The organism is Flavobacterium sp. (genome assembly GCF_031422135.1).
Taxonomy (GTDB): Bacteria; Bacteroidota; Bacteroidia; order Flavobacteriales; family Flavobacteriaceae; genus Flavobacterium.
The window spans coordinates 1-14,428 of sequence record NZ_JANOQD010000081.1 but is presented as its reverse complement, the minus strand read 5'-3'; the positions used below and the strand labels follow the sequence as shown (position 1 = coordinate 14,428).

Genomic DNA, 14,428 nt, shown 5'->3' with positions numbered 1-14,428 from the left:
ATTCAGTTTATTAATAATTGAATTTTAATTGAATTTGAAAGTTCCTACCCAATTCGTCAACAAAAAATCGTTGACTGTTTAAGTAATCTCTGTAATTTGTGTTTACTATATTTTGAACAGAAAATGTAACTGTTGTAAATGATTTTTTGAAAGTTTTAAATTTCATTTCTGAATAAAAGCTCCATAACTGATACCCTTCAGGTGGCGAACTTATATCGACATCGACTTTAACAAATTCATTATTTACAAGAATTTCAGTCTTAAAATTAGTGTCAGGAAATTGAGTTTGTCTCAAAACAACTTCATTTTTTAATTCTAAAACCAAACCGTGAAAATCTTTTTTCACAAACTGAATTTTATTCGAAAAAGTAAGTGGCGGCATCGCAATTAGCGGTTCATTATTTGATACATCAAAACCATTAACTGATGCAAACGAAAAATGATGCTGCCAAGATTTTCCTAAATTCCAAGTTGAATTAAAATCCAATCCAGTCAATAAAGCATTGGTTTGCTGATAATCCCAAACTGGAAAAACACCACGAATTGTTTCTTCAATATCATTTGGTTTCAAAAACATATAATTGTTAATTTTATTGATGTACGGATTAATTTCCATAGAAAATTTAGACCATTTTTTTTGCAAAGTTGTTGAAAATTTATAGGATTGTTCTTTTTGTAATCCTAAATCACCCAATTCAATTTGTCCCGTCGAATGATGCAAACCATCACTAAAAAATTCGGATGGATTTGGATTTCTTGATGCTAAACTAATATTAAAATACCAATCTAAATCGACATCAATTTGTTTATGCAACCCAATACTTCCCGATAGATTATGAAACGTAAAACGGGGTTTTGTCAACCATTGGTTGCCACTTTCACCAACAATAAAATTAGAAAACTGGGTATTAAAACCTCTTTCATCCCATCTCGATTTTAAATAATATTTTACTGCATTAGTATTTGAAAAATCATACCGTAAACCAAAATCTAAAGTCAATGATTCAGAAAATGTATATTTAGAAATGCCATACATTCCAAAATCGTTTTTGAAATAATCAGGGATTAATGGACGAACTCCAGTCAATGTACTTGCTTTATTTTTTTGATTTTCTAAATTCAACCCTGATAGCACTACCCAATCCTGGAATTCTTTTTTGTAATCCAGTTTTATTGTATGTGTAACCAATTCTAAATCCAGAGCAGCTGTGTTCTTGTATGAACCGCGACGAATATCAAATTCTAATCTTTTATTAAATTGATACGAATATTGAAATGCCAAAGAAGACGATTCATCAATAGAATAGTTAAAATTAAATTTTGCTAAATGGTGTTTAACTTCTTGTTTTGGACTTTTTAAATTGTATGTAAAATCTTTTATAACCGACGGAATTAGATTGTCGATTGAATTATACAAATCAAATGAACTCCCAATATGAGATGCACTCAAAATGCCGATTTGTGCGTTATACAAACTATAAAAAGCCGAAACATCATATTTTTTTCCAGTGAATTTAATATCGCCAGAAAAATTGAGTTCTCGATTTCCAGAATTTGACAATACGTAATTCGCCGAGTTTCTATCTCCAAAATATTTAAAAGTTCCCAATGCATTCCAACTCCAATCGCAAAAATTTCCTTTGTGAAGACTTGTACTTATAGTTCCTCCTCTTCCATTTGAAGAACCATTTGTAATAGTCTTCCCAATCAAGGTATCTTTTTTAATACTAATTGGTTCAATAATAACTAAACCTCCAACTGCATCTCCACCATATTGCAAACCCGATGCGCCTTTGATAACCGTAATTTTTCCAGCTGCATTAATATCAAAATTAGGTGCATGCTCAGAACCCCATTGTTGATCTTCAAGACGAACATTGTTACTAATAATAGGTACTCGAGAAGAGTGCAAACCATTGATTATAGGTTTTACAATATTACTTCCTGTTCGCAAAATAGTAACTCCAGCAATTTCTCTCAAGGCATCTCCTAGAGTTTGATTGCTGTATTTTTCGATAGTTTCCGCTTTGATTTTCTGTTCCAAAATAGAATTGTTCTCCGTATTTCTCTTTTTAGATATCAAAACGTCTTTAAGGAAATTCACAACAGGAACTAGAGTACTATTGTAAACAAAATCATTGTTCAAAACGACAATTTCATTTATTGATTTATACCCTAAATTTGAAATGAAAATTTCTATCGTACCACTAGGCAAATTATTAATTACATATTCTCCTAGGGAATTACTAGAAACCGTTTTGGTTCCTATATGGATATGGCAGCCTTCTAGCGGTTTGTTGTTCTCACCAAGAATTTTACCACTTATTTTGTATTGACACAATGCGCAATTACAAATAAGTAGTAAAAAACTAAACATTAGTTTTTTTAGCATTTTTTTAATTTAAAATATAAACACAAACAACCACCAACTTTCAAAAGTGGTCTTTGCAAAAAAAATATTTTAAACTATTGGTGGTCCACGAAGAAGATACGAAATTCCATTGTAGAATTGATGAATTTCATTTATATAAAAAAAGTAATTTTTAAAGAAATTACCAAAAATACTAGACTTAAATGAATTTAAAGTGGAAGAAGTAAAATGACTAAATGTGAACTCGCAAACAAAACAATGTTCTAAACTATTATGTTCGTGTGTTACTTGTGTTCCTATACCAATGTGTTTTTTGTGACATTTTTCTTTGGTAAGTTCCGCTATCAAATGCTCATAACTATGCAATGATTGAAACAGCATTGAGAACAATACTGCAATCATTAAAGAAAAGTTTATTATGGCCAGTTTATTTTTCATAAGTGACAAATATAATAATTCAAATGTATAATCTATATGATATTAACAATTTTAATAGTTTTTTAAAAACTAAAAAACAGCTCATTAAATTAATGAGCTGTTCAAAAATTAACTAAAACCAACCAACCAAAGCTGGCTTTTAAAATAATTAAGTCCACTTTTAAAAGTAGTACGTAACTATCAACTAATAAATTGACCAACCAAAGTCAATTTCTTTTTAATATTTTTATTAGTAAAGTTTCACTTATTATATTTTTTACAAGAATTATGATTAATGTTTATGCAATTTTAAATTGATAGTATGTCCTGTAATCATTCCAATTCCTCCAATTATAATAAGTAAAGAATCTGTTTTAAAAATAATTCCCATAACGACTCCAAGTATTACAATTAAAGCAGAAATTAACAAAATAAATTTAACCATAAAATATGCATCACTCATTAGAACTCTAGAAACAACAAACATTCCAATGACTGCAAATGCAATATCTGTCAAGGGATTATCAATAAAACCAAATTGAAAAATTGTCAATAACGGGAAAACAAAGCAATGAACCAAACAAATAGTGGTACTAGAAATTCCTAATAAATCTAAAATTTGTGATTGTTTTGTTCTCATTTAAATTATATTTGCTTAATGCAATTATGTTGCAAATATAATTTAATTTTACATTAACGCAACTATATTGCGATAATTTTTCAAAATAAAATGAAAACTATCCGAAATACTCCATCAAAATCCGCCATTTTAGAATTAATAAGCCATTCTGAGGTAGCATTATCACATATAGAAATTCAAAATATTTTAAATGGCTTGTGTGATAGAGTAACTATTTATAGAGTTTTAGAAAGATTGGTTAATGAAGATTTAGTTCATAAAATCGCCACTCCTGAAGGAATAGTAAAATATGCAAGTTGCAATCATATGCATAAAGACGATACACATACACACAATCACATTCACTTCAATTGTGAAAAATGCCTTGCGGTAACTTGTTTGGATAATGTGGTACCTAGTTTTAAACTTCCTGAAAATTATAAAATAAAGGAAATGAATTTTACTTTGACAGGCTTGTGTCCAAATTGTATTTAAAATAAAAAAACGTTTTACTTTTATTATTTTAAGTAAAACGTTTTTATTGATGTAAAAAAAATTAAACTAAACTATTCTTAACCAAATATTCTGCAATTTGAACTGTATTTGTGGCAGCTCCTTTGCGTAAATTATCGGCAACAATCCACATATTTAAAGAATTAGGTTGACTGTGATCACGACGAATACGACCTACAAAAACATCGTCCTTCCCTTCTGCGTACAATGGCATTGGATACGTAAACGTGTCTAAATTATCTTGAACAGTTATGCCTGGTGTATTGTGCAAAAGTCTGCGAACATCATCTACATCAAAATCATTTTCAAATTCGACATTCACCGCTTCGCTATGTCCGCCCACTATTGGAACTCGAACCGCTGTTGCAGTAACAGCAATGGTTCTGTCGTCTAAAATTTTTTGTGTTTCCCGAACGAGTTTCATTTCTTCTTTGGTGTAACCATTGTCTTCAAAGCTATCGCAATGTGGGATAGCGTTGCGATGAATTGGGTATTTATAAGCCATTTCGCCTTGTATTCCAGCATATTCGTTTTCGAGTTGTTGTACTCCTTTTACACCTGTTCCAGTGATAGATTGGTAGGTGGATACAATTACTCTTTTTACTTTATATTTTTTATGCAATGGTGCTAGTGCCATAACCAATTGAATGGTAGAACAGTTTGCATTGGGAATTATTTTGTCGTCTTTGGTCAATATCGAACCATTTATTTCTGGAACAACCAACTTTTTTGTTGGATCCATTCTCCAAGCGGAAGAATTATCGATAACTGTAGTTCCAGCTTCTGCAAATTTTGGTGCCCATTCCAACGATGTTTCTCCACCAGCAGAAAACAAAGCAATATCTGCTTTCCTATCAATTGCAGTTTGCATTCCTACAACTTTATATTTTTTTCCTTTAAATTCAATTTCTTTTCCCACAGATTTTTCTGAAGCTACAGGAATTAATTCGGTTACAGGAAAATTTCTTTCTGCTAATATTTGAAGCATTACTTCGCCTACCATTCCGGTGGCTCCTACTACGGCTACTTTCATTTGAAGATTGGATTATTACTATTGAATTGCAAAAATAACTATTTTTTATTAGAAATTTATTTTCTTTTAATGTCTTTGTTCGGGTTAGGGATAAAAGCGGTAGCCCACAGCCTGACGAAGGAAGTGCGAGGACTACAAGCGGATAGCCCGACCGCTTTTTCAGCGGTAACCCCAAATTAAAAAAGAAAAACCGCCTCAGTTAAGAAGCGGTTTAGTTAGAATATATAATGTAGCGGAAATTACTTTTTTAATAAATCTCTAATTTGTGTAAGCAATTCTTCTTGTGTTGGTCCAGCCGGTGCAGCAGGAGCTTCCACTTCTTTTTTCTTAGCTTTTTCAGCAGCTCTTAATATTACAAAAATAAACAAGGCAATAATAACAAAGTTAATAACTGCTTGAACCAAATTTCCGTAAGTTAAACAAGCTGCTCCAGCTTCTTTTGCTTTTGCAAGATTCTCGTAAGAATTTCCATCTAAAGATATAAATTTTTTTGTGAAATCAATACCACCTGTTAGTACACCAACTATTGGCATAATGATATCATCAACTGCTGAACCAACAATTTTACCAAAGGCACCACCAATAACAACTGCAGTTGCTAAACTTAATACATCACCCTTCATTAAAGAAGCTTTAAAATCTGCGAAAAATCCCATAATTTGTTTGTTTTAGTTAAAATTAATAATCAAATTTAACAAAAAAAAATGTTAAATAAAACATTTGTTAAATAAAAAAAGTGACTATTCTCGATAAAATACACGTTTTACCCGTTGAGATACACTTGTAAGTATTTCATAGGAGATTGTTTTTAATTTAGATGCGATTTCTGTGACGGGTAAATTTTTTCCGAAAATGACAACTTCGTTTCCTTCCTTGCAGTTTATTGGGGTTACATCGACCATCAACATATCCATACAAATACTTCCTACGATTGCGGCTTTTTGATTGTTTATTAACACGTGTCCAACCTTGTTACCCCAACTTCTAAAAATTCCGTCGGCATAACCAATGGGAATTGTGGCTATTTTTGTCTGATTTTCAACCATAAATCTTCGACCATAACCAACGCTATCCCCTTTATTTAGGGTTTTAATTTGGGATATAATCGATTTTAAACTGCCCACATTTTCTAGTAAAATAGTTTCTTTTTCGTCGTTTGAAATGCCATACAAACCAATTCCTAGTCGAACCATATCAAATTGTGCTTCTGGATAATTACTTATTCCTGAAGTGTTTGAAATGTGTTTTATCGTTTTGATGTTTAGTTTTGATTCCATTTTAGAAGCAATTTTTTCAAAATCAGAAATTTGCTTTTTCGTGAAAACATCGTGAGTCAAGTCGTCACTGGCGGCTAAATGTGATAAAATACTTTTAACTTGTACTGTTGTGTCTTTTTCTAAAATTGCTATCAATTCTGCAATTGCATCGTTTTCAAAACCCAGTCGATGCATTCCTGTATCAATTTTAATATGAATTGGATATTGATTTAACTGTTTTGATTCGGCAATTTTCAAAAAAGCTTTCAATTGTCGGATACTATATATTTCGGGTTCTAGATTGTATTGAATTATAGATTGAAAACTTGTCATTTCTGGATTTAGAACCATTATAGGCAATTCAATTCCTTGTTTTCTTAATTCAATCCCTTCATCGGCGAAAGCCACTCCTAGATAATCTACTTTATGATGGGCTAGTAATTTTGCAATTTCATACCCACCACTACCATAACCAAAAGCTTTGACCATTACCATTAACTTAGTTTTTGGGTTTAGTTTCGATTTATAATAGTTTAAGTTGTGACTTATAGCATTCAAGTTGATTTCAAGTACGGTTTCGTGTGTTTTTTCTTCAAGAAGTGATACGATTTTTTCGAATTCAAAATGACGAGAGCCCTTTATGAGTATGGTTTCGTTTATAAAATCAAAGGTCTCAAAGGCTTCAATAAACTTTTCGGTAGAAGGAAAGGAAACCGAATTTAGAAACTTATTCTTGAATTGCGAAATGGTTTCGCCAATACAAATTACTCGATTAATCTTGTTGGAAACCAACAACTGCGAAACGCGAACATACAAATCATCATTGGACAAGCCTGATTGAAAAATATCTGATAAAATAAGTGTTTTCTTTAAATGCTGTTTTTGATTTTCAAGAAAATCCAATGCGATTTTTAAGGATTGAAAATCGGCACTATAACTATCGTCAATCAAAGTACAATTGTTAATTCCTTTTTTGACTTTTAGTCGCATCTCGACAGGAAATAATTGTGCTACGCGATTTTCGATGGTTTCTAAATCATATTTCAAATGTAACATTGTTAGGATGCAATGCATACTGTTTTCGACTGAAGCTTCGTCAGTAAAAGGAATTTTGATTTTAAAACATTGATTTGCGTATGTTATATTTAAAATAGAGTGGTTGCTATATGTTTTCTTTTGAAAAAAAACATCGGCTGATTTATCGTTTGTACTCCAAGTAAATGTTTTAATTTTTGGATTTAAAAAAACTTCAATAGTTTTATTTTTATTCAGTATTAAAACGTCTACAGTTGAAAAAAGTTTTAGTTTTTCTTTGATTTTTTGAGAAATATCAGCAAACCCTTCGTCGTGAGCCGAACCAATATTAGTTAAAATACCAATGGTTGGATTGATAATTTTGTGAAGATGCTCCATTTCATTTATGGTAGAAATTCCTGCTTCAAAAATACCAAAATTGTGTTTTTCGTTAATCCCAATAACTGAAAGTGGCACACCAACTTGTGAATTGTAGCTTTTTGGACTTCTAATAATAGTATAATCTGGACTCAATAAGAAATTCAACCATTCTTTGACAATAGTTTTTCCGTTGCTTCCCGTTATACCAACAATCGGGAAATCAAAAAGATTTCTGTAATAGCTGGCAAAATTTTGCAATGCCGAAAGTGTATTTTCGAGAATTAAAAAATTGGCTTTTCCTGATAAACCTTTAGGAATATGAGTAACTACAAAATTTTGGACACCCATTTTGACTAATTCCTCAATATAGGTATGTGCGTCATTATTGATTCCAACAATTGCAAAAAAAAGTGTTTTATTATTGTTTTGAAATGAACGACTGTCGATGGAAACGTTATCAAAATAAACATCTTGATCGATGCCTTGAAAGTTGGCATTTAGAATTGGAATTATATTTTTGATGGATAAATTCAATTATTTATTTTTTAAATTTTCCATTTCACTATTTCTTTTCATCGCATTAAAATAAGCGGCACGACTCAATGGCTCATATTCTTCGGTTTCTCCAAGCATAACCAATTTGTCATTGTCGGTTTTCCGAAAACTATAATTGGCAAGATTTCCTGTTCGAGTACAAACGGCGTGTACTTTAGTCACATATTCCGCAGTTGCCATCAGCGCAGGCATAGGTCCAAAGGGATTTCCTTTGAAATCCATATCCAACCCTGCTACAATAACACGAATACCAGAATTGGCAAGATCATTGCAAATTTTTACAATTTCATCATCAAAAAACTGTGCTTCGTCAATTCCTACTACATCGCAACCTTGCGCCAAAATAGCAATATTTGCAGCGGCAGGAACTGGTGTGGAACGAATTTCGTTGGCATCGTGAGAAACTACCTTTTCTTCATCATATCGTGTATCGATGGATGGTTTAAAAATTTCAACTTTTTGTTTGGCAAATTGTGCTCTTTTTAAACGACGTATGAGCTCTTCGGTTTTTCCCGAAAACATCGAACCGCAAATAACTTCGATCCAACCAAACTGTTCTTTATGATTTACTGTATTTTCGAGAAACATTTTTTATTTTTCTGGTGCTAAAAATGAATAGTTTTTATTACTTTGTAACTGAAACAAATTTATTAAAAAACCAAAGCTTTATTCAGTATAATACTAAAAGTTATGAAAAAAAAGTTAGAAGCCGATTTAATTAGCATTGCGCACCGTATTTTGAAGCTAAAAAGCAAGGAAGATGTTCGAGAATTACATCTTGAAACTCAAAAACTATACGAAAAACTATCTGTTTTATTGTTTGTGGAAGAAAATTTTGGAAATGCAAAACCAACTATTGGATTAGCAGAAGTTGAACAAAAACTGGAAAACGTTTTTAGTTTAAAAAATGAATTGGTTATGGATGAAACTCCTAAAAAAATAGAAATCCCTGTCATTGAAATTATAGAAGCGAAAACAATCGAAGCGGAAGAAAGCGTTGAAATTGAAGAAACACCAATCATTGAAATTCCAAAAGTTGATAAAAAACAAATTTTAATCGAAGACTTACTTGTTACTACCCAAATGGAACCTGTTTTTGAAAAAATTGTTATTGAAGAAACTAAAATTCCAGAAGAAATATCAAAAATAATTGATGATAAAGTAGCTCAAAATACTATTGAAAATTCAAAATTTATAGATATTCCAGAACCCAAAGAATATGTTTTTGATAAAGTAGATGCCTCAAACTTAAATGACAAACTAAAAAAATCAATTAATATAGGTTTAAATGATAAAATTGCTTTCGAAAAAAATCTTTTTGGAGGAAGTAGCGAAGATTTCAATAGGGTAATTTCGCAAATAAGCACCTTTGACAATGTGGACGAAGCCAAAAATTTTATTACCAAAATGGTAAAACCTGATTACAATAATTGGGAAAATCAGGACGAATTTGCCAATAGATTTATGGAAATTGTGGAAAGTAAATTTTCATAAATGGGAAAATTATATTTAGTACCAACACCAATTGGCAATTTGGAAGACATGACTTTTAGAGCGATTCGAGTTCTGAAAGAGGTCGATCTAATTCTTGCAGAAGACACACGAACTAGTGGTAAACTTTTGAAACATTTTGAAATTTCAACTCATATGCACAGTCATCATATGCATAACGAACATAAAACGGTCGAAAATATCATTTCCAGATTAAAAGCGGGAGAAAACATTGCTTTAATTTCTGATGCAGGAACACCTGCGATTTCAGACCCAGGTTTTTTGCTCACACGAGCTTGTGTAGAAAACAATATTGAAGTAGACTGTTTGCCTGGAGCCACAGCATTTGTACCTGCATTAGTCAATAGTGGATTCCCAAATGATAAATTTATATTTGAAGGATTTTTACCTGATAAAAAAGGACGCCAAACCAGGTATTTAGCTCTAGCCGAAGAAACTCGCACAATGATTTTGTATGTTTCTCCACACAAATTAGTCAAGACGATAGGCGAATTTATTCAATATTTTGGAGCTGAAAGACTTGTTTCTGTTTCTAGAGAAATATCAAAATTACACGAAGAAACTGTAAGAGGAACCGCTACAGAAGTTTTAAAACACTTTGAAATGAAACCTCCAAAAGGAGAAATTGTGGTTTGTGTTATGGGAAAAAGTTTAAAATAATTATAGCCAAAATGCGTTGGACACTAAAACCGAAAGCCGAAAAGCAAAAAGTACAAGCCTTACAAAACGATTTACAGGTTGACCCGATTATTGCGACACTTTTGATTCAACGTGGCATTGAAACTTACGATCAAGCCAAACAGTTTTTTCGCCCTAGTTTAAACGATTTACACAATCCTTATTTGATGAAAGATATGGATAAAGCAGTTAATCGAGTGGAAAAAGCGATCAAAAACAATGAAAATATTTTAATTTTTGGCGATTACGATGTAGATGGAACAACTGCTGTCTCACTCGTTTCCTCTTATTTAAAAACATATTATACCAATATTGCTACCTATATTCCTGATCGTTACGATGAAGGCTATGGTATTTCTTATAAAGGAATTGATTTTGCAGATGACAATGGAATTACTTTAATCATAGCGCTAGATTGTGGTATAAAATCTATCGATCATATAACCTACGCCAAAGAAAAAAACATTGACTTTATAATTTGCGATCACCACAGACCCGGTCTTATTTTGCCTGATGCTGTAGCTGTTTTAGATCCAAAACGAGATGATTGTCATTATCCTTACGATGAATTGTGTGGTTGCGGAGTCGGTTTTAAACTCATTCAAGCATTAGCAAAAAACAGAAATCAAACGATTGATGATTTGCTTCCTTATTTGGATTTAGTAGCTACTGCTATTGCTGCAGATATTGTTCCTATGACTGGTGAAAATCGCATTTTGGCAAAATTTGGATTGGAAGTCATCAATTCAAATCCGAGACCAGGAATTAAAGCATTGATTCAGAATTTGAAGAAAAAAGTTTTGACTATTACCGATGTCGTATTTATTATTGCTCCAAGGATTAATGCAGCTGGAAGAATAAAGCACGGCAATTATGCCGTCGAGTTATTGACTGAATTCGATTTGCCACAAGCAGAGGAATTTGCTTCTCAAATAGAAATTTTTAACTCAGACAGAAAAGATTTAGACAAAAAAATTACACAAGAAGCATTACAACAAATCGAGAATAATGAAGAAGAAAACAACTATACTAATGTAGTTTATCAAGAAGATTGGCACAAAGGAGTTATTGGAATTGTAGCCTCCCGAATTATAGAAACACATTACAAACCAACGATTGTTTTCACCAAAAGTGGAGACAAACTAGCTGCATCAGCAAGATCTGTAAAAGATTTTGATATTTATAATGCTTTAGAAGCCAGCGCAGAACATTTAGAACAGTTTGGCGGACATATGTATGCTGCAGGAATGACTTTGAACGAAGGCAATTACAAAGTATTCAAAAATAAATTTGAAGAAGTTGTAAAACAAACCATTCCAGAACATTTACGAACTCCAGAAATCACAGTAGATACAGAGATTGATTTAAACGATATAAACGATAAATTTTTTAGAATTTTAAAGCAATTTGAGCCCTTTGGACCGCAAAATATGACTCCTGTTTTTATTTCAAAAAATATTCGAGATACTGGTTATTCAAAAACTTTAGGGAAAAATGAAGAACACTTGCGTTTGTTTGTAAAACAAAACAATAGTGAAGGTTTTGCAGCAATAGGATTTAATTTAGCTAAAAAAATAAATATTACTTTAAACCAAAAATCTTTTGAAGGTCTTTATTCGATTGATGAAAATGAATGGAATGGAACAACCACATTGCAATTAAAACTGCGAGATATTCAGTAATTACAAGCTTTTTATAACATACGTTACAATTCCCCAGACAATCAAAGTAGTATCTTCAGTAACTAGAATTGGTTTATAATCATCATTTTCAGGTACTAGATATACACAATTTTTTTCAATTTTAATACGTTTGACAGTAAATTCACCATCAATTAAACAAACTGCAATTTTATTGTTTATAGGCTCTAAACTTCTGTCAATAACGAGAATATCACCATCATTAATCCCTGCACCAATCATTGAATTCCCTTTTGCACGAGCATAAAATGTTGCTTCTTTATTTTTTACCAAAAACGAGTCTAAACTAATTTTTGTACCATCAAAATCTGCGGCAGGTGAAGGAAATCCAGCTTTAATACCATCTGAAATAAAAGAATATTCATTAGTATTTACATAATCTGGAATAAAAAAAATGAGTTTGCTATTTTCTATTTGCATTGTACTTCAATAATATCGTTAATATCTGTAGTGAAATTTTTTGACAAATGGTTCTGACGCATTTTCCAAGTACGTTGCAAATCCTGATTGCCTAAACGTATTTTTCGTTGCCCCATTTTTTTATGAAGATAATCCATAACTTCCATCAATTTTTGGTGCTTAGGATTTTCTTCTTCAAACAAATGAAACTGTTTGGCATCTTGTGGAATAATTTGAGTGACAATAACTCCTCCTTTTTGATATTTTTGATTTGGCTCATACATTTGTTTCATCATCTTTATTGCCAAGTTACTAATCGTAATATTCGAATTACTAGCAAACGGAAGTGTTTCCATCATACTATAATAATATCGTTGACTAGAATTCTGATATTTATCTTTTTTAATAAAAACAATTACAGTATAACAACAAGTATTTTGCTTGCGTAATTTTTCTGCGCATATAGTAGCAAAAGTAGAAATACGCTCTTTCAAATCATCAAAAGAAGATAATTTAGACTCAAAACTACGAGTAATTGCAATTGATTTTTTAGAAACTCTAGGTTCATCAAATTCCAATACTGATTTTCCTTCCAATTCATTTTTAAGTCGCAAACCAACAACACCCATTTCTCGCTTAATCCAATTTTCCTGCTCTGGCTGCACAAAATCAAAAGCAGTCATCACATTTCTAGCAATTAATTTTTTAGATAATCTGAAACCAATACCCCAAACATCTTGAATTTTAGTCCATTTTAAAGCCTTAATCCGTTTTTCTTCGGAGTCAATAATGTAAACACTTTTAGTCCTATCAGGAAATTTTTTAGCTATTTTATTAGCTATTTTTGACAATACCTTAGTAGGTGCAAACCCTATAGAAACTGGAAGACCCAACCATTTTTGGAGTCTTTCTTTCATTTGAAATCCACAATATTGATAATCTCCAACACTCATCCCTTCAAAATTTATAAAAGCCTCATCTATACTGTAAATCTCAACATTCGGAGAAAACTGTTTCAAAATAATCATCACACGGTTACTTAAATCACCATATAAAGCATAATTTGAAGAAAAAACTTTCACATTCAAACGTTTCAAATCATCCCTAATTTTAAATTCAGGATTACCCATTGCAATACCAAGCTCTTTAACCTCCTCACTTCTAGCAATGACACAACCATCATTATTTGACAAAACAACAATGGGTTTACCTATAAATTCAGGATGAAAAACACGCTCACAAGAAGCATAAAAATTATTACAATCTACAATAGCATACATTCCGTAAAGTTATGATGTATAAATTAAATAAAACATTCTCATAAACTATTTTTTATAATTTGAGGTTGCATTAATATACATTTTATTAAATTAGGAGCTATAGGTTATACTTACAATCAAAAGATATTGAGAGAAAAGTAAACAAAAAAACCCTATCCGTTTGGATAGGGTTTTTCAAAAGAAAGGCGACGAACCGAGCCGTTAGGCGAACACGTCGATCCTAATAAAAACAAAAAAACCCTATCCGTTTGGATAAGGTTTTTCAAAAGAAAGGCGACGACATACTCTCCCACAAAATTGCAGTACCATCTGCGCAGGCGGGCTTAACTTCTCTGTTCGAGATGGGAAGAGGTGAGCCCCGCCGCAATAACCACCTTAAGAATTATTAGTCTAAACTCTAAATGTCTAATGTCTTAAACTCCTTCTATGGATGTTATGACTTTTGACTTTCAAACTTTAAGACTTATCCAGCTTGGCTGGAAAATATCTTAACATACTGAGATAAAAATGTTTGTAATTAGAAAGTTTCTTCCCGAGTCTTGCGACTCGGGAAAAGGTGTGTACATAAGCTTACGGGTTATTAGTACTACTCGACTATGACATTACTGCCTTTACATCTATAGCCTATCAACGTGGTCATCTTCCACGACCCTTAAAAGAAATCTCATCTTGTGGTGGGTTTCGCGCTTATATGCTTTCA

At 31.8% G+C, this 14,428-nt stretch carries 13 protein-coding genes and 2 rRNA genes; 4 read left to right on the top strand and 11 right to left on the bottom strand.

Annotation, left to right across the window (positions count from 1 at the left end):
- Nucleotides 1-10: 10 nt before the first annotated feature.
- From RMO70_RS10770 to RMO70_RS10760, 3 genes are all read right to left on the bottom strand, one after another.
- Nucleotides 11-2,392 carry a TonB-dependent receptor plug domain-containing protein gene (locus RMO70_RS10770; RefSeq protein WP_310556442.1) on the bottom strand — a complete coding sequence of 794 codons (2,382 nt, stop codon included), beginning with the start codon at nt 2,390-2,392 and terminating at the stop codon, nt 11-13.
- Nucleotides 2,393-2,461: 69 nt separating this feature from the next.
- A complete protein-coding gene (locus RMO70_RS10765; protein WP_310556441.1) occupies nt 2,462-2,809 on the bottom strand; it encodes a hypothetical protein in 348 nt (115 codons plus the stop codon).
- A 271-nt stretch (nt 2,810-3,080) separates the two neighbouring features.
- Nucleotides 3,081-3,428 (bottom strand): MerC family mercury resistance protein, encoded by a 348-nt coding sequence (locus tag RMO70_RS10760; protein ID WP_310556440.1) that lies wholly within the window; start codon nt 3,426-3,428, stop codon nt 3,081-3,083.
- A 90-nt stretch (nt 3,429-3,518) separates the two neighbouring features.
- On the opposite strand from RMO70_RS10760, the gene RMO70_RS10755 reads away from it, so the two are divergent.
- Nucleotides 3,519-3,902 (top strand): transcriptional repressor, encoded by a 384-nt coding sequence (locus RMO70_RS10755; protein WP_310556439.1) that lies wholly within the window; start codon nt 3,519-3,521, stop codon nt 3,900-3,902.
- Between the two features lie 61 nt (nt 3,903-3,963).
- Here the strand turns inward: RMO70_RS10755 and RMO70_RS10750 are convergent, their stop codons facing one another.
- From RMO70_RS10750 to RMO70_RS10735, 4 genes are all read right to left on the bottom strand, one after another.
- On the bottom strand, nt 3,964-4,953 hold the full coding sequence (locus RMO70_RS10750; RefSeq protein ID WP_310556438.1) for an aspartate-semialdehyde dehydrogenase: 990 nt from the start codon (nt 4,951-4,953) through the stop codon (nt 3,964-3,966).
- Nucleotides 4,954-5,192: 239 nt separating this feature from the next.
- On the bottom strand, nt 5,193-5,609 hold the full coding sequence (gene mscL / locus RMO70_RS10745) for a large conductance mechanosensitive channel protein MscL (RefSeq protein ID WP_310556437.1): 417 nt from the start codon (nt 5,607-5,609) through the stop codon (nt 5,193-5,195).
- A gap of 84 nt (nt 5,610-5,693) precedes the next feature.
- The gene (locus tag RMO70_RS10740) at nt 5,694-8,138 is read right to left on the bottom strand and encodes a bifunctional UDP-N-acetylmuramoyl-tripeptide:D-alanyl-D-alanine ligase/alanine racemase (RefSeq protein WP_310556436.1); all 2,445 of its coding nucleotides are present in this window, start codon (nt 8,136-8,138) and stop codon (nt 5,694-5,696) included.
- Nucleotides 8,139-8,747 (bottom strand): thymidine kinase, encoded by a 609-nt coding sequence (locus RMO70_RS10735; protein ID WP_310556435.1) that lies wholly within the window; start codon nt 8,745-8,747, stop codon nt 8,139-8,141. It lies immediately after the preceding gene.
- Between the two features lie 102 nt (nt 8,748-8,849).
- Between RMO70_RS10735 and RMO70_RS10730 the strand changes: the two genes are divergently transcribed.
- From RMO70_RS10730 to recJ, 3 genes are read left to right on the top strand one after another with little or no spacing between them, the layout of a single operon-like run.
- Entirely contained in the window at nt 8,850-9,653 is an 804-nt protein-coding gene (locus RMO70_RS10730; RefSeq protein WP_310556434.1) for a hypothetical protein, read from the top strand.
- Nucleotides 9,654-10,331 carry a 16S rRNA (cytidine(1402)-2'-O)-methyltransferase gene (gene rsmI / locus RMO70_RS10725; RefSeq protein ID WP_310556433.1) on the top strand — a complete coding sequence of 226 codons (678 nt, stop codon included), beginning with the start codon at nt 9,654-9,656 and terminating at the stop codon, nt 10,329-10,331.
- A gap of 11 nt (nt 10,332-10,342) precedes the next feature.
- Nucleotides 10,343-12,031, top strand: coding sequence for a single-stranded-DNA-specific exonuclease RecJ (recJ, locus tag RMO70_RS10720; protein WP_310556432.1), 1,689 nt, complete (start codon nt 10,343-10,345; stop codon nt 12,029-12,031).
- Here recJ and RMO70_RS10715 read toward each other — a convergent pair whose 3' ends face one another.
- The 4 genes from RMO70_RS10715 to RMO70_RS10700 all read right to left on the bottom strand — a co-directional run.
- Complete coding sequence (locus RMO70_RS10715; RefSeq protein ID WP_310556431.1) at nt 12,032-12,469, bottom strand: translesion error-prone DNA polymerase V autoproteolytic subunit; 438 nt, start codon at nt 12,467-12,469, stop codon at nt 12,032-12,034.
- Complete coding sequence (locus RMO70_RS10710) at nt 12,460-13,728, bottom strand: Y-family DNA polymerase (RefSeq protein WP_310556430.1); 1,269 nt, start codon at nt 13,726-13,728, stop codon at nt 12,460-12,462. The genes RMO70_RS10715 and RMO70_RS10710 overlap by 10 nt, the downstream gene beginning before the upstream one ends.
- A 268-nt stretch (nt 13,729-13,996) precedes the next feature.
- Nucleotides 13,997-14,106: ribosomal RNA gene (gene rrf / locus RMO70_RS10705) — 5S ribosomal RNA — on the bottom strand.
- Nucleotides 14,107-14,288: 182 nt separating this feature from the next.
- A 23S ribosomal RNA gene (locus RMO70_RS10700) occupies nt 14,289-14,428 on the bottom strand; the annotation flags it as partial.

Coding starts and splice junctions, on each gene's coding strand:
- RMO70_RS10770 (WP_310556442.1), bottom strand. CDS start 2,392: ATGCTAAAAAAACTAATGTTTAGTTTTTTACTACTTATTTGTAATTGC.
- RMO70_RS10765 (WP_310556441.1), bottom strand. CDS start 2,809: ATGAAAAATAAACTGGCCATAATAAACTTTTCTTTAATGATTGCAGTA.
- RMO70_RS10760 (WP_310556440.1), bottom strand. CDS start 3,428: ATGAGAACAAAACAATCACAAATTTTAGATTTATTAGGAATTTCTAGT.
- RMO70_RS10755 (WP_310556439.1), top strand. CDS start 3,519: ATGAAAACTATCCGAAATACTCCATCAAAATCCGCCATTTTAGAATTA.
- RMO70_RS10750 (WP_310556438.1), bottom strand. CDS start 4,953: ATGAAAGTAGCCGTAGTAGGAGCCACCGGAATGGTAGGCGAAGTAATG.
- mscL (WP_310556437.1), bottom strand. CDS start 5,609: ATGGGATTTTTCGCAGATTTTAAAGCTTCTTTAATGAAGGGTGATGTA.
- RMO70_RS10735 (WP_310556435.1), bottom strand. CDS start 8,747: ATGTTTCTCGAAAATACAGTAAATCATAAAGAACAGTTTGGTTGGATC.
- RMO70_RS10730 (WP_310556434.1), top strand. CDS start 8,850: ATGAAAAAAAAGTTAGAAGCCGATTTAATTAGCATTGCGCACCGTATT.
- rsmI (WP_310556433.1), top strand. CDS start 9,654: ATGGGAAAATTATATTTAGTACCAACACCAATTGGCAATTTGGAAGAC.
- recJ (WP_310556432.1), top strand. CDS start 10,343: ATGCGTTGGACACTAAAACCGAAAGCCGAAAAGCAAAAAGTACAAGCC.
- RMO70_RS10715 (WP_310556431.1), bottom strand. CDS start 12,469: ATGCAAATAGAAAATAGCAAACTCATTTTTTTTATTCCAGATTATGTA.
- RMO70_RS10710 (WP_310556430.1), bottom strand. CDS start 13,728: ATGTATGCTATTGTAGATTGTAATAATTTTTATGCTTCTTGTGAGCGT.